The sequence below is a fragment of the Novosphingobium sp. genome (assembly GCF_039595395.1).
Lineage (GTDB): Bacteria > Pseudomonadota > Alphaproteobacteria > Sphingomonadales > Sphingomonadaceae > Novosphingobium.
The window spans coordinates 859,083-879,483 of record NZ_JBCNLP010000006.1 but is presented as its reverse complement, the minus strand read 5'-3'; the positions used below and the strand labels follow the sequence as shown (position 1 = coordinate 879,483).

14 protein-coding genes and 1 pseudogene are annotated in these 20,401 nt (G+C 63.0%); 7 read left to right on the top strand and 8 right to left on the bottom strand.

From position 1 onward, the window contains the following. The first annotated feature begins 28 nt into the window (after positions 1-28). The 4 genes and pseudogenes from ABDW49_RS23830 (at position 29) to ABDW49_RS23815 (ending at position 6,062) form a co-directional block, all read left to right on the top strand. Positions 29-1,258: a TolC family protein gene (locus tag ABDW49_RS23830; RefSeq protein ID WP_343615849.1), complete on the top strand. Its 1,230-nt coding sequence runs from the start codon at positions 29-31 to the stop codon at positions 1,256-1,258. Then, positions 1,255-2,526 (top strand): efflux RND transporter periplasmic adaptor subunit, encoded by a 1,272-nt coding sequence (locus ABDW49_RS23825; RefSeq protein WP_343615847.1) that lies wholly within the window; start codon positions 1,255-1,257, stop codon positions 2,524-2,526. Before ABDW49_RS23830 ends, ABDW49_RS23825 begins: the two co-directional genes overlap by 4 nt. Then, a pseudogene (locus ABDW49_RS23820) lies at positions 2,523-5,663 on the top strand (efflux RND transporter permease subunit). Before ABDW49_RS23825 ends, ABDW49_RS23820 begins: the two are co-directional and overlap by 4 nt. A gap of 15 nt (positions 5,664-5,678) precedes the next feature. Beyond that, positions 5,679-6,062 (top strand): copper-binding protein, encoded by a 384-nt coding sequence (locus ABDW49_RS23815; protein WP_343615845.1) that lies wholly within the window; start codon positions 5,679-5,681, stop codon positions 6,060-6,062. A 132-nt stretch (positions 6,063-6,194) separates the two neighbouring features. Here ABDW49_RS23815 and ABDW49_RS23810 read toward each other — a convergent pair whose 3' ends face one another. Beyond that, positions 6,195-7,103, bottom strand: a complete 909-nt coding sequence (locus ABDW49_RS23810) for an alpha/beta hydrolase (RefSeq protein ID WP_343615844.1) — start codon at positions 7,101-7,103, stop codon at positions 6,195-6,197. A 1,050-nt stretch (positions 7,104-8,153) separates the two neighbouring features. On the opposite strand from ABDW49_RS23810, the gene ABDW49_RS23805 reads away from it, so the two are divergent. Further along, positions 8,154-8,405, top strand: a complete 252-nt coding sequence (locus ABDW49_RS23805) for a hypothetical protein (protein WP_343615843.1) — start codon at positions 8,154-8,156, stop codon at positions 8,403-8,405. A gap of 552 nt (positions 8,406-8,957) precedes the next feature. Here ABDW49_RS23805 and ABDW49_RS23800 read toward each other — a convergent pair. The 3 genes from ABDW49_RS23800 to ABDW49_RS23790 form a co-directional block, all read right to left on the bottom strand. Further along, positions 8,958-9,230 carry a CorA family divalent cation transporter gene (locus ABDW49_RS23800; protein WP_343615841.1) on the bottom strand — a complete coding sequence of 91 codons (273 nt, stop codon included), beginning with the start codon at positions 9,228-9,230 and terminating at the stop codon, positions 8,958-8,960. 176 nt (positions 9,231-9,406) lie between these two features. Beyond that, positions 9,407-9,859, bottom strand: coding sequence for a hypothetical protein (locus tag ABDW49_RS23795; protein ID WP_343615838.1), 453 nt, complete (start codon positions 9,857-9,859; stop codon positions 9,407-9,409). Continuing rightward, the gene (locus tag ABDW49_RS23790) at positions 9,856-10,764 is read right to left on the bottom strand and encodes a class I SAM-dependent methyltransferase (protein ID WP_343615836.1); all 909 of its coding nucleotides are present in this window, start codon (positions 10,762-10,764) and stop codon (positions 9,856-9,858) included. Before ABDW49_RS23790 ends, ABDW49_RS23795 begins: the two co-directional genes overlap by 4 nt. A gap of 773 nt (positions 10,765-11,537) precedes the next feature. Between ABDW49_RS23790 and ABDW49_RS23785 the strand changes: the two genes are divergently transcribed. After that, entirely contained in the window at positions 11,538-12,272 is a 735-nt protein-coding gene (locus tag ABDW49_RS23785; protein WP_343615835.1) for an NADAR family protein, read from the top strand. Between the two features lie 191 nt (positions 12,273-12,463). On the opposite strand, the gene phnX is transcribed toward ABDW49_RS23785, so the two are convergent. The 4 genes from phnX to ABDW49_RS23765 form a co-directional block, all read right to left on the bottom strand. Then, positions 12,464-13,282, bottom strand: a complete 819-nt coding sequence (gene phnX / locus ABDW49_RS23780; RefSeq protein ID WP_343615833.1) for a phosphonoacetaldehyde hydrolase — start codon at positions 13,280-13,282, stop codon at positions 12,464-12,466. Further along, on the bottom strand, positions 13,279-14,415 hold the full coding sequence (locus tag ABDW49_RS23775; protein WP_343615831.1) for a TIGR03364 family FAD-dependent oxidoreductase: 1,137 nt from the start codon (positions 14,413-14,415) through the stop codon (positions 13,279-13,281). Before ABDW49_RS23775 ends, phnX begins: the two co-directional genes overlap by 4 nt. Positions 14,416-14,424: 9 nt before the next feature. Beyond that, positions 14,425-16,455, bottom strand: a complete 2,031-nt coding sequence (locus tag ABDW49_RS23770; protein ID WP_343615829.1) for a sulfotransferase — start codon at positions 16,453-16,455, stop codon at positions 14,425-14,427. Positions 16,456-16,540: 85 nt separating this feature from the next. Then, on the bottom strand, positions 16,541-19,180 hold the full coding sequence (locus ABDW49_RS23765; protein WP_343615827.1) for a TonB-dependent receptor: 2,640 nt from the start codon (positions 19,178-19,180) through the stop codon (positions 16,541-16,543). A 232-nt stretch (positions 19,181-19,412) separates the two neighbouring features. Between ABDW49_RS23765 and ABDW49_RS23760 the strand changes: the two genes are divergently transcribed. Further along, a complete protein-coding gene (locus ABDW49_RS23760) occupies positions 19,413-20,345 on the top strand; it encodes a LysR substrate-binding domain-containing protein (protein ID WP_343615825.1) in 933 nt (310 codons plus the stop codon). The last annotated feature ends 56 nt before the right edge of the window (positions 20,346-20,401 follow it).

The window sequence follows — 20,401 nt, the reverse complement described above, 5'->3', positions numbered from 1 at the left end:
GGCCTGATCCTGCGATCAGGAGATTTCCATGCGATGGTATCTTTGCTTGCCGCTCATCGCGGCAATGCCCCCGGCTGCATTCGCCGGGCCGCTCACCTTCGAGGCCGCGCTGCGCAAGGCCGAGACTGAGGCACCTTCCATTCACGCCAAATCACTCGGCGTCGAAGCCGCGCGTTCGGCGCGAGGTGCTGCCGGGGCGCTGCCCGATCCAACTCTGGGCGCCAGCGTCGAGAGCTTTCCGATCTCGGGCCCGCTCGCGTTCGAGCCCCAGCGTGATGATTTCACGATGGCGCGTGTCGGGGTTTCCCAGGACATTCCCAATCTCGCCAAACGCCATGCCCAGCAGGCGCGAGCCGAGAGCGACATCAAGGCCGCCGAAGCCGACACCGCCGTGGAAGCTCGCTCTGTCGAGGTCGGCACGGCACTGGCCTGGATCAACCTGGCCTATGCCCAGCGCCGCGTGGCCGCGCTCGACGACCTGCTCTCCGCCCTAGAACGCGTGGTCGGCACAACCCAGGGAGCGGTCGTTTCGGGAGGCACACGCCCGGCACAGACCCTTGCCGGACAGCAGGCCATCGCCGCCCTGGCGGATCGCCGCAGCGAGCTTGTTGCAAATGAGGCCAGGGCCCGCGCGATGCTGACACGCTGGACCGCCGATCCGACGCCCGAGATTGCAGGCACAGTCCCGGATTTCGAGATCACCCCATCAGCGCTGCGTGCCGGTCTCGATCGCCATCCTGCCATCCGCATGATCGATGCCCAGGCAGGGCAGGCCGATGCCGATGTCCGCTTGGCTGACGCAGGCCGACGCTCGGACTTCGGCGTCAATCTGGCTTACCAACGCCGTGATCCCCGCTTTGGCGACTATGTTTCGGCGGGCGTCACGGTCAGCCTGCCCTTCTTCACCCGTCACCGCCAGAACGCGAGCATTGCCGCGGCTCAGGCCACTGCCGGAAAGGTCATTGCCGAACGCGAGGCAGCGAGGCGCGCTCTCGAAGCCGATCTCGACGCCGATCTGGCCGATCACCTGATGCATCATGAGCAATGGCTGCGCGCGCGTGACACGCTTCAGCCGCTCGCACAGCAGCGGGTCAAGCTGGAGACGGCAAGCTATGCCGCCGGGCGCGCGAGCCTCGTCGATATCGCCGATGCCTATGCTGCCCTTGCCGACACAACCCTCACCACCCTCGACCGCGAAGCCCTGGTCGCCACCGATGGCGCCCGGCTGACCCTGACCTATCGGAGCGACGAGCGATGACCAAAGACACCTCTCCGCCGCGCCCTCGCCTCGTCTATGCGGGCCTCGCCATCACGGTGATCGCAGGCAGCGGCGGCTACGGCCTTGCACGCTGGACGAACCACGACGCGGCGATGCCCACCCCGGCTCAGGCATCCGCTTCGGACCACAAGCCGCTTTACTGGTATGATCCGATGAAGCCGGACCAGCACTTCGACAAGCCCGGCAAATCTCCCTTCATGGACATGCAACTGGTCCCCAAATATGGCGAAGCGGGCGGCGACGATGCGCCCGGCATCCGGATCGATCCGGCAGCATCCCAGAGGCTGGGGCTGCGCACTGTCGCTGTCCGGCGCGGAGAGATGGCGAGCGATCTGACCGCCACCGGAACGATCGATTTCAACCAGCGCGATGTCGCGGTTGTTCAGACGCGGGCTGCCGGCTTCGTCCAGCGGGTCTATGCTCGCGCGCCCGGTGATGTGATCGGCGCCGGTGCTCCGATGGCCGACCTTCTGGTGCCGGAATGGGGGGGCGCACAGGCTGAATTCCTCGCTGTTCGCCGCACGGGCAACAAGGCGCTCATCGATGCCGCACGGCAGCGCCTCATGCTGCTGGGCATGCCATCGGGCATGATCGCAGGGGTCGAGCGAAGCGGGCGGCCTCATAACACCATCACCATCTCCACCTCGACCAGTGGCGTGATCAAGACCCTCAATGTCCGCGCAGGCATGACCATGGCGACAGGTCAGACCCTTGCCGAGATCAATGGTCTTGGCACCGTCTGGCTCAACGCTGCCGTTCCCGAAGCCATCGCGGCGCCCCTGAAGCCTGGGCAGCCCGTGCAGGCCACACTGGCAGCCTTCCCTGGCGAGACCCTGTCGGGCCGGATCACTGCCATCCTGCCCGAAACCCAGGCCGACAGCCGAACGCTGACCGTGCGCATCGAACTGCCCAATCGGGGCGGGCGCCTTCGCCCCGGCATGTTCGCGACGGTGTCGCTTCAGGGCAACCGCCAACCGGCCTTGCTGGTGCCAACGGAGGCGCTCATCCGAACCGGCAAACGGACGCTGGTGATGCTGGCCCTCGATCAGGGCCGCTATCGCCCGGCGGAAGTTCAGACGGGCCGAGAAGCCGGTGACGAAACCCAGATTCTCGCCGGCCTGTCGGAAGGCGAAAAGGTCGTCGCATCGGGACAGTTCCTCCTCGATTCCGAAGCCAGCCTGTCCGGCATGCAGGCGCGCCCGATCACCTCTACCTTGCCGGCTATGAGCGGGATGACGGGCCAATGATCGCGCATCTCATCCGCTGGTCGGTCCGGAACCGCTTCTTCGTTCTGATCGGCATGCTGGCGCTGATCGGCGCCGGGGTCTGGGCGGTACGCTCCACCGCCATCGATGCCCTGCCCGATCTGTCCGACGTGCAGGTGATCATCCGCACCTCCTATCCCGGCCAGGCGCCCCAGATTGTCGAGAACCAGGTCACCTATCCGCTGACCACCACCATGCTGTCGGTGCCCGGCGCCAAGACGGTGCGCGGCTACTCCTTCTTCGGCGACAGCTTCGTCTACGTGCTGTTCGAGGACGGCACCGATCTGTACTGGGCGCGCTCGCGCGTGCTCGAGTACCTCAACCAGGTGCAGGGACGCCTTCCGCCGGGCGCGCGCAGCGCTTTGGGCCCGGACGCCACCGGCGTGGGCTGGGTCTACGAGTATGCGCTGGTCGACCGCAGGCCGCCACGATCTGTCGCAACTGCGCAGCCTTCAGGACTGGTTCCTGAAGTTCGAGCTGAAGACCGTGCCGGACGTGGCCGAGGTCGCCAGCATCGGCGGCATGGTCAAGCAGTACCAGGTGCTGCTCGATCCGGTGAAGCTGGCCGCCTATGGGGTGACGCATAGTCAGGCGGTGCAGGCGATCCAGCAGGCCAATCAGGAGGCCGGCGGCTCGGTGCTGGAAATGGCCGAGGCCGAATACATGGTCCGCGCCTCGGGCTATCTGCAGACACTCGATGATTTTCGCGCCATTCCGCTGAGAACCGGATCAGGCGGCGTGCCGATCCGCCTTGGCGATGTGGCCACGATCCAGATCGGCCCGGAGATGCGGCGCGGCATCGCCGAACTGAACGGCCAGGGCGAGGTCGCGGGCGGCGTGGTGATCCTGCGCTCGGGCAAGAACGCGCGCGAGACCATCGCGGCGGTGAAGGACAAGCTGGCCACGCTGAAGAAGAGCCTGCCTGCCGGCGTCGAGGTCGTGACCACCTACGACCGCTCCCAGCTGATCGATCGCGCGGTCGACAACCTGAGTCACAAGCTGATCGAGGAGTTCATCGTCGTCGCGCTGGTCTGCGGGCTGTTCCTCTGGCACGTGCGCTCGGCGCTGGTGGCGATCATCTCGCTGCCGCTGGGCGTGCTTGCGGCCTTCATCGTCATGCGTCATCCAGGGCGTCAACGCCAACATCATGTCGCTGGGCGGGATCGCCATCGCCATCGGCGCCATGGTCGATGCCGCCGTGGTCATGATCGAGAACGCCCACAAGCAGATCGAGGCGTGGGAGCACGACCACCCGGACCAGCCTCTCACGGGCGAAACCCGCTGGCGCGTGATCACCGAGGCCGCCGCCGAGGTCGGCCCCGCGCTGTTCTTCAGCCTGCTGATCATCACCCTGTCCTTCATTCCGGTCTTCACGCTGGAAGGGCAGGAAGGCCGGCTGTTCGCCCCGCTGGCCTTCACCAAGACCTACGCCATGGCGGCCGCGGCCGGGCTGTCGGTGACCCTGGTGCCGGTGCTGATGGGCTACCTGATCCGCGGGCAAGCATTCCTGCAGAACAGGCCAACCCGCTCAACCGCTGGCTGACCGGCCTGTACCGCCCAGCCATCGACTGGACCTTGCAGCGCCCCAAGCAGGTGTTGCTGATCGCGGCGCTGATCTTCGCCACCACGGCATGGCCGCTCGCCCGGCTGGGCGGCGAGTTCCTGCCCCCGCTCGACGAGGGCGACCTGCTCTACATGCCCTCGGCCTTGCCCGGCCTCTCGGCGGCCAAGGCCTCCGAGCTGCTGCAGCAGACCGACCGCCTGATCAAGACCGTGCCCGAGGTCGAGAGCGTCTTCGGCAAGGCCGGCCGCGCCGAAACCGCCACCGATCCGGCGCCGCTGGAGATGTTCGAGACCACCATCCAGTTCAAGCCGCGCGACCAATGGCGGCCGGGCATGACGCCGGACAAGCTGGTCGAGGAGCTCGACCGCGACGGTCAGGGTGCCCGGCCTGGCCAACGTCTGGGTGCCGCCGATCCGCAACCGCATCGACATGCTGGCCACCGGCATCAAGAGCCCGATCGGCGTCAAGGTATCCGGCGCCGATCCCGCCGAGCTCGATCGCATCGCCCATGATGTCGAAACAGTGGCCAAGCGCATTCCCGGCGTCAGCTCGGCGCTGGCCGAGCGGCTGACCGGCGGGCGCTACATCGACGTCGACATCGACCGCGCGGCGGCGGCCCGCTACGGCCTGAACATCGCCGATGTGCAGGCCATCGTCTCCGGCGCGGTGGGCGGCGAGACGATCGGCGAGACGGTCGAGGGCCTGGCCCGCTACCCGATCAGCGTGCGCTATCCGCGCGAGTTGCGCGACAGTCTTGAAGGCCTGCAGGCCTTGCCGGTCCTGACGCCCTCGGGGCAGCAGATCACGCTTGGGACCGTCGCGAACATTGCGATCACCGACGGCCCGCCCATGCTCAAGAGCGAGAACGCCCGGCCTTCCGGCTGGGTCTACATCGACGTGCGCGGGCGCGACCTGGCGCTCGGTGGTCGGTGACCTGCAGCATGCGGTGGCGAAGGATGTCAGGCTCTCGCCCGGCGTCAGCATCGCCTACTCCGGCCAGTTCGAATACCTGGAGCGGGCCACCGCCCGGCTGAAGCTGGTGGTGCCGGCCACGCTGCTGATCATCTTCGTGCTGCTCTACCTGACCTTCGGGCGCTTCGACGAGGCCGCGCTGATCATGGGAACACTGCCCTTCGCCCTGACCGGCGGCATCTGGCTGCTCTATCTGCTGGGCTTCAACCTGTCGGTGGCCACCGGGGTCGGCTTCATCGCGCTGGCCGGCGTCGCGGCCGAGTTCGGCGTGGTGATGCTGATCTACCTGAAGAATGCGCTGGAGGAGCACGACGGCGATCCTGCCCAGGGCGAGGTTCAGGCCGCCGTCCGCGAAGGCGCGGTGCTGCGCGTGCGCCCCAAGGCCATGACGGTGGCGGTGATCCTGGCCGGCCTGCTGCCGATCCTGCTGGGATCAGGGGCAGGGTCGGAGGTGATGAGCCGCATCGCCGCGCCGATGGTCGGCGGCATGATGACCGCGCCGCTGCTGTCGATGTTCGTCCTGCCCGCCGCCTATCTGCTGCTTCGGCAACGGCGGGCAAAATCCAGAACCCAACCCGTTTAAAGCAAGGAGAAAACCATGACCTACCTTCGATTGACCATTGCGCTCGGCCTCGCCGCTCTGACCGCTGCCTGCGACAAGAAAGCCGAGGCACCGGCATCTAAGGACAGCAGCCAGCCTGTTTCTGCCACCAGCAGCATGCCGGGCGCCATGGCAATGGAGCCCTCGGCAGCGGCAGCCATTGAGGCCAAAGGCCACGGGATCGTGACCGCGATCGACAAGACCGCCAGTATGATCACGCTCTCGCATGACGCCATCCCCGAAGCGAAATGGCCTGCCATGACGATGGGCTTCAAAGCGGCTCCAGGTGTCACCGATGCCGTCGCCGTGGGGGACAAGGTCGATTTCGATATCACAATCAAGGGCAGCGTCGGCGAAGTGACGGCGATCCACAAGCGATAATGCGCCGGGGCTGGCACGATCTGCTAGAGATTGTGTCAGCCTTCACGCCACCTGCGATCCCACAATGAACGATTGTCGGCTGACTCATTTCTGGGTTCGTAAGGTGCCATTCCTAACACCAACACCACAACCTCACCGTCTTGTGAGGAACCCGTGCATTGTCAGCCAAGCAATAAACTCATCCATCACCAGTGTTGTGGTCGTACCGGGCACGCCCAGGCCGAAGCCATGGCTCCCCTTCTGATATCCATGGATCTCGACCGGCCGCTTCGCGGCCAGCCAGCCCTGTGCGATCGGGAAGCCCTGAGAGGGAAACAGTGGATCATCAAGCGCCAGCGCATCAAACATCGGCGGAGCATCCGCGGGGACATCGACCCGCGCCTGCGGCCCATAGATATAGCCGAAAAAGGCAGGCTTCTCTTGAGGCCCCGCTGTCAGCACAGTCTGCAGGGCCGTCATCGCCCCGGCGGAAAAGCCGATCATCCCTACCCGGGAGGGATCAACGCCCCAGCGCGCCGCGTTGGCCCGCACCAGCTTGATCGCCTCACGCCCATCGGTCGCGGCATCAGGATTGGTCAGGCTCGGCGGCTTGGTCGGATCGGTCAGCCCTGCCATCATTGTGCGCATCATGTAGTTGCCGGCTTCACTTTCATCGCGCGGGGTGGGCAACAGACGGTATTTCAGCACGAAGGCAGCGATTCCCCTGTCCGCCAGCGCCCGCGCCACCCCCCAGCCTTCATGATCCATCGCCAGCAGCATGAACGCGCCGCCCGGCGCCACCACCACAGCCGCGCCCGTTGCTTTGGCCGGATCGGGCAGCACGGGGGTCAACGTAGGCCGGGTGACGTTGCGCACGGTATAATCCACACCGCCAGCCTTCGACCAGATTTCGCTGGCCGCGCTACCCATGGTCGTCTTGCCGTAAAGCGGTATCGCATCGGGCTCCGCCGGCGCGGGAGCAGGCACCATCGCGGGCATTCCCTGCTGCGGCTCACGCTGCGCCATGGCGGGCGAGGTCCCCAACAGGGTCAGAACGAGCATATACCCGATCCGATGGAATAAGGCTTTCGGCACGTCTCTCTCCCTTACAGTGTTTTGCCGCCCTTAAGCCATCGCAAACCACCAAAGTATAATAATCATTTTTAGGATCGACATAGGCAGCACTGATACACCTGAAGCACGACCAATCTGGCGACAGCCAAGGCCTGGCCTTTCAGCCCCTTGGCTGACAAAGCCGACGTACAGGGGGCCCGGCTGGGCCGCTATAAGCTGCCGTCCGTTCAGTGGCGGTGACAGCCGGTTTCTTTTGCTTTTGGTAAAAAAAGACCGAAGCACAGTTCCTATCGCATACGCAGCATGTTGGGCATCGACTGCTCTCTAGTCTTTACGAAACGTAGATCGGCCCGACGTAACCATCCCGGCGCCATCCCCTAGAAGTTCGGACATAGCGGGACGTCCATCCCCCACCGCACATGCCTGTGCAAGTATAGCTCACCTTAACAGTCGCGCTTTGTATATCAGATGAGAATTGCGGAGCACCAACAGAAAAAATCTTGGCTTCCTTTACCTTTATGCCAGGTTTGGGAGCATGCACGTTTGCCCGTGCCCATGCATCATCGTCTGCCAGGCCGATCCCGCCGGCCTTCTCCTGTTGAAGTGCAGGGCATGATGTCATCGCTGGGCAGCCAAGGTCGAGGTAAAGCTCAAATTGCGGATCACGATTGCCCTGAAGCGCATCTCTGATCTCAGTTCGACTAATGTCGCAAATTACAGATGTCCGATTGGACCCGAGAAGTGGGTCAGCCATGAGGGCTGCAGCCAACATCAGCATATCTGTAAATCTTCCGATTTTGTCACTGATGCGGGCCTACTGCGGCATGCGGAATATCAGGCACTCGCTCTAGCTGAACTACGCCACCCTCTTCCATATGGAACTTAAAATCAAAGAAAATTTGTAAAGAATCGCACCTTGAGTTGTCACAATTAATATGCATCTTGAGCCACTGCGTTCATCTCGGAATTGTGAGGCTTATCTTGATAATAGCAGCATTGCTCTTGGCGCAGACATCTGCTTCCACCACGCAGCCGTTGTTGAGCGACAGCATTACGCTGGGTGGAGAGCATGTTTGTTCAGTAGCATTTGATGACCAAAATGCATCTTCCACAAGATTCTGGCTGGCGGGTTTTTGGTCGGCGTTGCCGTCATCCGGGGTTCAAACGCGAACGACAATCAGAAGCACTGTTGATCTTTTCCAGAATATCAAAGGCGAATGCACCGCAAATCCGGCTAGAAGCATTCAGGCGACGACATTGGATTTTTATCGCCGGAATAGCGATTCCTGAGAATAATCATTCGTAATATTATTGATTTGGCATCATCACAGCCGGCAGGGAGGCAGAAGCTCCCTGTTGCGCTGTGTGATTGGGGTTGGAATATGCCGGTTGATCGTCGGGTCTTTCTTGCTGGGGCGGGACAACTGCTGCCATGTCTGGGATCGCACGGGTAGCCACAGCGCCCTATCGCATTCCCTTCACCCTGACGGACTCGCGGGTGGTGGTTGATTGCACCATAGGCTCTCAAGGGCCGTTTCGCTTTGTCTTCGATACAGGCGGAACTCTTGGACTGATCGAGCTTGAGCTAGCGAAGAAATAGAAGCTGAAACAGATGGGCTCCACCTTTTTACCGCTGAAGCAAGGGCATAAGATTACCCATTGTTCGTTGTTCCCAATTTAGCTTTCGCTGGTCAGGTGCGGCAGCTGATTTCGATTATTGCGGGTATAGGCAACCTCGATTTCATGGACGGAGCAGTCAGCTCGATTGCCGCCGGGGCACTGACCGCAGGCAATTATGAGTTGGATTTCGAGGTCAAAGAATGGCGTATCTACCGCGATGTCTTACCGGATCGTGGCGGCTGTGCGGGCCATGACGAACAGTTGGTCGCCATAGACATCGACCTTTGGCAGCTGGTTCGCCTTGAGCGCATCCTCGACCGAAACAGGGTGGAGGTCATAGTGAAGGTGCAGCTGCTGCATTTCCTGTGCGGTTGGATCGCACATGCCGATCCAGACAAATTGGCTGCGATCGTCCGGACAATGGATCCGCTCCTCGATCGTCACCCCGCGCAGACGCTCTCCGTTCCGATACAAACAGGCCGCTACGACCGGCATGACGCATTCCTTCCCATTCTCTGCGCTGTTGCGTCCTTGCAGCAGGCATCAAACGCATCACCCGGCCGCTTTGGAGCGACCGGGTGCTTGATGGCGATGGTCATTGTCACCGGTTCGAGGCCCTTGCGGTTTGCCATTACCACGGCGTTTGGAGCCCGGAACCTGTCCCCGATGCTTCAACGGCCGGGAGATTTCGGCTCTTGCTTGGCTGCAACGTTGGCCGCTCTCACATCAAGTGCGGCCTGATGCGCGCGCATGACGAGGAAGGCCGCCAGCGCGGCCCGGCCACCGGCATAATGCATGGGGTCCATGGCTGCCGCAGCGATGAAGGGATGGTGTGTTTCGCTCTGGTTCGTGCGAGGTCTGGGCCTGATGTGCCGGGTGCGGCGTCGCATGGCGCGATCACAGTCGCGCTTCCAACCGTCGCGTAAACGGGCGCCGTTGATCACCAGGAGCAGCCCGAGGCTGCCAAGCGCGAAGGTTAACAGCCCCAGAGCACCTTCAAGTGCTGATGCCGGACCCTTGGCATGGGCTTCCCAGACCTGGCGATGCAGCAGCGTGCTTCCGCCGGCCCCAAAGAGCAGGACAGCAACGCCTGTCAGGCGATGCCGGAGGTCACGTTTGGTCATTCTGCTCTCCTTCCAACCTGCAGCAGGACATGGGCAGCCCTGTCGATGAAGCATGGGTCGCTCGCGCACAGATGCTCCAGCCGTTCGAGGCCGGCGTGAAAGGCGGTGTCCGCCATGTCCTTCGGGTTCCAGCGGTGATCGGGAGCGAAGCGTCCGTGAAAGAGGTCGAGGCCCGCCCGCTCCTCGATGTGCCCATGCGCGGCGAACAGCGCGGCAAACTCGTCAGCGGTGAAAAGATGGGACGGAAATTCGAGATGGCGTCCGTCGAGCAGGTCGATCTCCAGCCGGTCTTCCACGTTGTCTTGCCGGAAATTGCGGGCCTGCTCGATCCCGGCGACGAAGATCGAGGGCAGGCTGCCCACGGTCCGTACCGTCACGAAGAGCGTGTCGCCGGCGCCCGCCAACCTTGCGGCTACGGCCTGATGCTGGGCAACGGGAAGGTGGTTGAGGACTCCGTAAAGACACAGGACGATATCGATATGACCCTTGGGCAACGAGGCTTCGGCAATATCGGCAACGATCACTTCAAGGTTGACCGCCGGATCATTCGCCTGCGCCAGTTCCTTGGCGGCAAGGTCGATCATCGCGGGGGAAATATCGAAGCCCAACCCGTCGATTTCGAGAAAACCAAGGGCTCTTGCGCGCAGTGCGCAGCGCTTAAGCCATGTACCCGGACCGCAGCCCGCATCGAGAATCCGGATGCTGGTGCGGCCCGACGATCGAATGGCGACGAGTTTGGCGTCGATCCGCCGCCAGATCTCGCGATCGGCAAAGCTATAGCGGCTTGAAAACTCGAAGAGCGCGCGAAGGTCGCCATCGGCATAGCGCAGATAGGTTTCGCCCACGGCGTCATAGGCCTGGGCAGCTTCATTCGCGGTTACGGGATCAAGGGCCATGGTGGCCATTTTGCGGTTCTCCGTTCAGGGGGGAAGGATCAGGTTTGCCTGAGGGCGTGGTGGGCCGTGGTTTGTCGGTGGATACCACCAGCGTTAGCGCGCCTGAGGTGCGGATCTATTAAGTCGATGAGTCAGGCGCTGTTTGATCGCGTGGCGGCGTTTGCTCCTGCAGCATTCGATGCGGCTCGCGGCACCTGGCTTTCACCACTCGCCCAGACCGTTTTGGGGATGTGAAGGCTGCCCGTCGAAAGGGTCGCTGGGTGTCATGGAAGGCCTGGGTAGCAGGCACGCCGTTACTGGCGTCCAGCGCGCACAGGTGGCGCCCCGGCGAGGTCCTCAAGCCTGACTTCCAACCTTCGTCGAACATAGCCACACTCCGATGTGGCCATCCATCTATCAGGCATCTGCATATGGCTTCGAGAGCACTTTTATCGGGTTGGCATTGAAATTACGTAGGAATGCCTCGGTTCATCCCATTCGATCCATAAGCTTATCCCATGTGCCAAGCGGGCTCATTTTTCCGGACAAACCTGAAGGCGGACTGAGCTGTCTCAAGGACATGGTTGGCGCTGCAGGTAGAAGAGTCGCGCAGCGACCGGCCATTTCCAGCCCCATGAGCCTACGGCAGCTTTCGACGACCAGATTGAAGCCCTGGAATGGCTGGTTTGTCAGTGGCAGCCGTCTGGTAGCTTCACGAGGCTCAAGCGGCCGCTCCTGGCAGAACCGGTCTTTGACGATAGTATATGCGAACGGCATAGTTTGGGTCGAGACCTGCCGCTTCGTTGCCGCTGACCATCCTGCCGGGAGCCGCTGACAAAGCAGTCCTTCAGGCCCATGAGTCAGTTCGTCGTAAGCCGCCTTCTATTCATGGGAATCCGCGGCCCGTCGAGGGCTCTTTTACGCTGAATCTGGGAAAAAGCCGCCTGACCGGAGACGATGATGTTGCGGACCTTAAGCTCAGCGTTCATATTGGGCGAATGCAGGTTTCTGATCCGTATTTAACGCCATCATTGGCCAAGGCAGACCTGCCTGATCCTTCGCGCTTTTCAGAGTTTTATCCCTTTATCAAAGGCGTCTTCAGCCAGTGGCATCGCACGCCCTTTTTGCTCGAAGGGAGGCACTTCGTAACCGCCGAGCAATGGATGATGTACGCCAAGGCGCTGTTGTTCGATGATCATGATGTGGCTGGGCAGATAGCTTGCGAAGTCGATCCAGCGGTCCAAAAGCGCTTGGGCCAGCAGGTCAAAGGTTTTGACCAGGGCCGTTGGGATCAATGGAAAATCGATATTGTCTATCGGGGCAATTTTGCGAAATTCTCTCAGAATGAAGGTGCGCAAAGGCAGCTTCGTAACACGGGAGATGGGCTGCTGGTCGAGGCAAATCCTCGCGATTGGGTTTGGGGAAATGGTCGAGACATCGACCATCCCGCCGGACATGCGCCGATGGTCTGGCGGGGAGAAAACTTACTGGGACTTATCTTGACCAAGGTGCGTATGGATCTGCTGGGTGCTCGCTAGGAACGTCCTTCCCCCCCAACTTACCTGTCATTGCATTCCCTGATCCCGGTCAGTCCGCTTACAGGGCCAGCGTCAAGAACACTCCATGGCAGAAAAGTTAGGGGAAGCGGACATCAGCCGCACGCCTTGAGGAGCACCTCCTTAACGGCCTCTGCTCATACGCGCCGTATCGTTTTTCGTGTCGGCACTGCTTACCCCTGGGGCTTTTCCTTAGCCAGCCGCCCGGCGATGGCATGGACCACCGGCATCAACTGGCTGACATCTTCAATCACATAATCAGCCCCGGCATCACGCAGCACTTGTGCAGAGGCTTCGCAGCGCGCCTGGCGCTGCGCTTCGGGCAAGCCGCGATAATCTGCGTGGCTCAGCCCCATACCATTGCCGGAGCCAGCCAGCCCCACAGTCCAGCACCCGGCCTCGCGGCCTTCGACGATGCCGACGGGCGCATCGTCCACCTTGATGCAATGGCGGGCGGGCCAGGCGTCAAGCGCGATCAGAGCCGCCCATGTCATCAGCGGAGCGGGCCTGCCGCTGGGGGTCTCTCCGGCGCAGATCACCACCTCGGGCGCGTAACCTTGCGCAGCAGCCAGGGGCAGGATCGGCGCCATCATCTCACGCGTGTAACCGGTGCCCGAGCCGATGCGGATGCCCAACTGGCGCAGGGCCTTAACGGTTTCCACAACGCCGGGGATCAGCGTGGCGGAGGCGGCTGCGGCGGCCTGCATCGCCGGTTCCAGTCTGGCGTAAAGCGCCTGCACATCACCTTCATCGGGCAGATGGCCGCGCGCCGCCTGCCAGCGCGCAGCCATTTCGGGCTTGGCCAGAATGGCGCGCAAATGGTCGAGCTTGGCCTTGCCCATATCGGCGCGGGCCTCGGCATCGGTGAGCACAAGGCCCTCGCGGGCGAAGACCGAGATCAGCGCCTCGACCGGGGCCATGCAGCCGAAATCGATCATCGTGCCCGCCCAGTCGAAGATCACGGCCTTGATGGGAAAGGACGACGCGGTCATGCGGCAACTCCCAGCTTGAGGCCCGCCAGATCGGCCAGCACCTTTTCGGCAATGCCAAAACCGGTGGAGGCACCCGTGCCGCTGGTGACGATCACCAGCCGCACATTCTCTTGCGGCGTATCGATCAGGAAGGTCCGGTCCGGCGCGACGGCATAGGTGCCAGTCCAGCGCTCGATCACCGGGGGCACAGGGCCGCCCAAAGCGGTGGCATATTCCTGAAGGATATCCTCCTCGGCGCTGGCGGGGGCGAAGGGCGGTGGCACGTCGGCGTAATGGTGGCTGTCCCCCACGATCAGGCTGCCATCGGTGCCCTGCGCCACGATCAGATGGACGCCATTGTCGAAAAGGCGCGGCACTTCGCCGCGTAGACGGGCCTCCAGAACGCGCGCTTCGGGCAGCGCGCCATAGCCGCGATAGCGCAACAGCCCCAGATCGGACATGATCGCGCCGGGCAGCCTGACGCCCGGATTGGCGAGCCGCAGCATCGAAAGGCGGCAGCGGGTCAAGCCATAGGCCGCGATCCGCTCCGGGTAGAGCGTGTTGAAATCATCACCCGGGCAGACCACTACCTGGCCCGCCTCAACCACCCCGCGCGAGGTGGTGAGGCGCGGCGGGGCGACCTCATGCACCGCCGTTTTCGTCATCACCGTCACGCCCATCTGCTCGGCGAGGAAGGCGGTGATGCGGGGGATGGCGAAGCGGGATTCGACGCGGATTTCGTGCGGGCTGTGCAGCGCACCCATCAGATCCGCCCCGCCCATGCCGCCCGATGCTGCACGGAATGTTGCAGCATCGAGCAGGCTGCAGCCCTCGCCCATCTCGGTTTTCAGAAAGGCCTCGATCACCGCGATGGCCTCGGGCGAGCGGGCGGTGAGGTAGAGGCCTTCATGCTCGATGGGGATGGCAGCGCGGGGCGCCAGATCGGCCCAGATATCGCGGGTGCGGCGGGCCAGTTGCCAGCTTGTGCCGCGCTCCTGACCCGTGACGGTGATAAAGCCGAAATTGCGGATCGAGGCGCCGCTGGCCGCGCCATCACGCTCGATCAGCACCACCTTCAGGCCTTCGCGTGCCGCAACATAGGCATGGGCCAGCCCCAGAATGCCGCCGCCCACCACCGCCAGATCATAAGCCATGCCGTCTCCTTATGTGCGCCAGTCGGTCAGGGCACTGCCGAGGTGCGTTTTCAAATCATCCAAATAGGGTTCAAAAGCCCGCCACTGGTCCATACCGTCGCGGAAGATCGGGCGGCGGACCTGCTCGCTCGAGGGCGTGCGGACGGCGCGGCGATTCTGGTGGAAGTTGAGGCAGGCCTCGTCAAACGGCAGGCCGCAATAATCGAGCAGGCGGCGGACCTGGGTTTCGAGATCCTCGATCACATCCTCATGCAGCACGCGCAGCACGCGGCCCGGCAGAGCGCTATCCCAATGACGCATCAGCTCCAGATAGGTGCGGTAATAGCGGGCGATGTCTTCCTGCGAATAGGTGAACTCCTGCCCTTGTGCGAACAACTGCTTGAGGTTGGAGAAGCAGCAGGACATCGGGTCGCGGCGCGTATCGATGATTTTCGCATTGGGCAGGATCAGATGGATCAGCCCGATATGGCGGAAATTGTTGGGCATCTTGTCGATGAAGAAAGGGCGGCCCAAACTCCGCTGCGCCTGTGTTTCGGCCAGATAGCGCTCACCCAGCGCCCGGCATTGCAGCGGCGTGAGATCGGCCAAAGAACCGGGATAGCGCGGAGCGTCGAAATCATGGTCGCGGCCTTGCAGCTCCAGCACCATGCGCTGGATATCGGGCAGTTCCTGCGTGCCCTCGATCTGCGGATGGCTGGCGAGGATCTGCTCGATCAGCGTCGAGCCGGAACGCGGCAGGCCCAGCACGAAGATCGGGTCTGGCGCAGCGCAACCCCAGCCCTCGCGCGCGGTGAAGAAGGCGCTGGTGCAGACCTCTTTCTGCAGGCGCGTGTTGGTTTCGAGGATTTCCGGGCGATACCCGCTAACCTCGCGCTGCAGCGCATTGCCGCGCGCGTAATGCTGCCATGAGGCTTCGGACTCGCCGGCATCCTCCAGCGCCTTGCCCAGCGCGAAGTTGAGATGCACCCGGTCGGCGTCGCCGGTGGCGGGGGCCGCCTCGGCGCCGCGCATGGTCTCCACCGCCTGCGGGGTGAAGCGATAGGTTTTCAGATTGGCCAGACTCCACCATGCATCGCCGAAATCGGGACGCAGCGCGGCGGCATGGGTGTAGGCGGCAATCGCCTCGGGCAGGCGGCCCAAGGTCTTGAGCGCATGGCCCAGCCACAGATGCAGATCGGCCAGATAGAGGCGCAATTCACCATCATCCCCCGGCTCGGCGGGCAGATCGGCCAGGATCGCGTGATAGAGCGCGATGGCCTCCTCATGATGGCCCAGCCCCACGGCGATGGTGGCGTCCAGCCGTTTGAGATCGGCGGCGGCCTGCGCGCGCAGCGGCGCCAGCGCTTCCCGTGCCTCGGGATATTTGTGCCGGGCGATCAGCGTCTCGACATACTCCTGCCGGGCCGCATGATGATCGGGGGCCAGGGTCAGCACCCCGGCATAAAGCACCTCGGCATCGTCGAGCACATCATGCGCCACGCCGATCTTGGCCAGCAGGCGCATCGCCTCGGGATGGTCGCCCTGGGTGAGCAGGAAGCGGCGGGTCAGCACCTCGGCCTCGTCCAGATCGCCGTCTGAAAAAAGCGACGTCGCCTCCACCACCGCCTCGGGCAGCGCGCGCAACGTGTGGACATGCGCCTCGGCTTTCAGCGCATTCTCCATGTCACCTGTCAGGCGATAGACGCCCGAGAGCATCTTCCAGCCATGCGGCAAGGCCGGGTTGATGCCCACGGCTGTCAGCAGCGCCTCGATGGCGGCGGGGGCATCGCGGCGGGCGATATGGCACAGCCCGCGCTCCTGATGCAGCAGGCTGTAGCGCGGATGGTGAGCGGCCAGACGTTCGAGCTGCGCCAGCGCCTCCTCGATCCGGCCCAGAAAACGCAGGCTGATGGCGTGGATCAGCAGCAGGTCGCGGTGATCGGCCCAGCGTTTCAGCAAATTCGCGGCATCGCGGACGACCGCCGCATGCTGCCCGGCCCCTTGCGCGCCGCGCAGCCGGCTCAGCTCGGCGTCGGGCAGGGTTTCGGGGGTGAGCGGCATGGGGCGTTCCGTGAGCAAGGACGATGTCATGGGCAAGGCGTCTGCCGCCCCGCCCATGACAGTATCGTGACAGATCAAAGAGACATCAAAGATCAATGGCGAACTTGATGCCATAGGTCATCGGCCGCAGCGGCAGTTCCGATTTGATGAACTGCGCCGAGGAGGTGAAGGTGGAGGCATGGGTGTTGGTCAGGTTCTGGCCAAAGACCGACATGGTCCAGTTGTTGTGCTTGAAGCCGAAATTCGCGTCGAGCAGCGCATAGCCCTTCATGTGGTAACGCAGCAGGGTCGTGCCCGGCACCGAGACGCCATCGCCCGAAGGATAGGTGGACGGCTGGTTCCACATCGGCCCGTTGTAGGAGACTCCCGCGCCCACGAACCAGTTGTAATCCCCGCGCCCGGCCCATTCGTAACGGCCACGGATGTTGCCCTGCACCTTCGGGCTATAGGGCGTGGTGCTGCCGATGGAGCCGAAGGGGCTCTGCACGGGTTGCTGCACACCCTTGGGGTAATAGCTGGTGATGCACTGACCATTGTTCACCGAGGCCGGATTGTTGGCCACCAGACAGGGCGAGGACGACTGTTTGCTGTCATTATAGGTGCCGCCCATCTGCACCGAAAGGCCCGCCATCGGCCGCGCCGAGACCTGAAGTTCGGCGCCCTTCACATGGTAGCTGGGGCCGTTGGTGGCAAAGCTGGTGTTGCCAAAGCCGCCCGCCGGGTTGAAGAAGTTGATGATCGCATTGTTCCAGACCATGTAATAGGCCGAGAGATTGAACTGCACCTTGTGGTTGAGCAGATCGGTCTTCAGGCCCATTTCCCAGTTGGTCAGCGTATCGGGCTGATAGCCGTTGGGGCGCTTGAGCTGCGGCGTGCCGTTCTGGTCGGGCAGCACCAGGCTGCTCGAACGGTTGAAGCCGCCGGGGCGGAAGCCCTGGCTGAACAGCGCATAGACCAGCGTGTGCTCGCGCGGTTTCCAGGCGATCTCCGCCTTGCTCTTGAAGCCGTGATAGGTGATGTGGTCATTGGCCGCATCGATGTTGACCTGCCCCGCCGTGCCGCAGGAGAGGGTCTGATAGCAGGCGCCGGGCACCGTGCCGAACTGCGAACCGACCTCATACTCCTTGTAACGGTAATAGCGCGTGCCGCCGGTCACCGTCAGATTGTGCAGAATGTCGATGTCGGCCGATCCGAAGAAGGCCAGCTGGTCATAGCCGCGCTGCGTATCCTCGCCGAAAGCGGTGTTGCCCGGCTCAAGCCCCGGCTGGTTGGCGGTGCTGCCCGGCGCCGTCGATACCGCGCCCGAGCAGACCCCATTGGCGGCGATCAGATCCTGGGTACAACTGGGGATCGACTTGTAGTTGAAGCGCATCACGTCCTGGATGCCGAACTTTTCCCAATAGGCGCCGCCGATCACGCGGATGCGCTTGTTCTCGGGGCTCTGGAAGCGGATTTCCTCGCTGTGATGCGTGTTGCGCATCGTGTCGTTCCAATAGGCGACCGGCGAGTAGCAGAAGGTCTGTCCCTTGCCCCAGCCGGTGGCCGCGCCGCTGCACTGGTAATACATGCCGCCGCCGGTGCGCGAATAGTTCGAATAGTCCTGCTGGTTGGAGATGTGGCGCGTCATATAGGCGCCGGTGTAGACCACTTTCCAGTCGGCGATCTTGCCGTTCAGCGTCCAGGCGGTGTTCCAATAGGTGTCGGTGTTCCACTGCGGCACGAAAGTGGTGGTCTGCAGGCTGCCCAGCGGCTGGAAGTCGCTGCCCACCGGGAAGGTGCTGGACGAACCCTGTGCGTTGAGATGCTGATAGCTCTCGGTGACCAGCAGGTTCCAGTCGGGCGCGATGTCCCACAGGGCCTCGACGCGGCCGCCGGTGTAGTCGACCGGGTTGAAGTCATGCCTGGCCAGAGCGTAATTGTTGTAGACCCCGCCGTTCGACTGATTGGTCGCGCTGGGGATGAAGCCATAGTTCACGCTGCCCGCATCGGTGGCGCGGCGGGTGAAGGTGCTGGGCACGTTGTCGATATAGCCGCCCTGATGGTCGCTGTAGATCAGCGCGCGCACGGCCAGCTTGTCCTTGATGACGGGGATGTTGATCACCGCCTGACCCGAGGCATTGGGGGCGCCGCCCGCCGTGCCGCCGAAGCTGCCCTCGATATGGGCTTCCCAGCGGTCCAGCTTGGGCTTGGCGGTGATGTAGCGCACCGCGCCCGCCTGAGCGCCACCGCCGAACAGCGTGCCCTGCGGGCCTTCGAGCACTTCGACCCGCTCGATATCGGCCATATAGACGTCGGCGTTACGCGCCGGGAACTGCATCGACTGATCGTCGAGATAGAGCGCGACGTTGGGGAAAGGCGCGATCGTGCCCGAGGACTGCCCACCCGCAAAGCCCGTCGAGAGGCCGCGCATGAAGATCGCGCCCTGCCCCGGACCGTTGCTGGAGAAGGTGACATTGGGGGTGAACTTCAGCAGATCGCTGAAATTGTTCACATTGAGCTGCGAGAGCGAGGCGCCTGACAGCGCCTGAAGCGTCATCGGCACCGACTGGATCGACTCGTTGCGGCGGGTCGCGGTGACGACGATATCGCCCGTGGCTTCGGGAACCGGCGCGCTTTCGGCGGCAGGAGCGGGTGCCTCATCGGCATAGGCCTGCGTGCCTGTCAGCGCGAGGCCCGCGCAAGACAGCATAAGCCCGGATTTGAGCAGGTTTGAACGGATGGTCATGGTGCCCTCATGGATGACGGAAAATTGTCGCTATGCAGGGCGGCGCCCCCGTCCCTTGGGGCGGCCGCCGTGTTGGGCGCGTGTTTGTCAAAAGGGCGGACGGTCGGCCAATATATATCGGCTAAGGCTTTTATAGGTCTGATCTATAAAATGTTGCGCTGCGGCGGATCGGTCACCGCCCTGTCACATTCGGGCTGTAAAAAATACATAATAATCACAGTGGAATAGTGTCATGGGGGCCGTCAATCATCAGCATCTGCGTGCCTTTCATGCCGTCGCCAGCGAAGGCAGCTTCAGCCGCGCGGCGCGCAGGCTCAACATCTCCCAGCCGACGCTTTCGCAGCAAATCAAGGCCTTGGAGACGCGGCATCGCGCCCAACTGTTCGAAGGTCGCCGCCGCCCGCTGCAATTGACGCCGATCGGGGAGGAATTGTTACAACTCACCCGCCGCATGTTCGCCACCGCCGAAGAGATCGAAACGCTGCTCGATGAAAAGGTGAATGCCGAAGGACAGCGCATCCGCCTGATCTCGGACTCGCCGGTCCATGCCGCGCGCCTCGCCCAGACCATCATGCAGATGGAGACCGGCATCGAGGTGGAGGTGCAGATCGACAATTCGCGCAACACTTTGGCCCATCTGCTGGATGCGCGCGCCGATGTGGGGATCATCAGCGATCCGCAGGTCGATCCGCGGCTGTTTTACCGGCCCCTGTTCGTCGATGCTCTGGCGGTGGTGGTGGCCAGCGGACACCCTTTGGCTGGGGCAGAAAGCTTCCCCCTCGCCCGCCTTGCCGAAGAATGCCTGTTGGTGCGCGAGATATCCTCGAAGACGCGCGGGGCGATGGAAAGCCTGCTCAACGCCCATGATATCGTGCCCGCCCGCAAGATCGAGCTGCACAGCCGCGAAACCATCCGCGAAGCCGTGGCGCTGGGTCTGGGCGTCAGCCTGTTCTTCGCCAGCGAATGCCCGCCCGATACGCGCCTTTGCGCCATCGCGCCCGATGCCCAGCCCGATCCGGCGCTGCTCACCAACTATTTCGTCTGTCGCAGCGAACAGCGCCGCTCGGGCCTGATGCGGATGATGATCCAGGCGGTAGAAACCATGCCCGCCTCGATCCCGCGCCATCATGCGATCAAGACCCCTGTCACCGAGGATATCTTGTGATGAAGGGGCTGTCGGCAATCGGTCATATAAGAATCTCATAACCATGGGCATCCTTG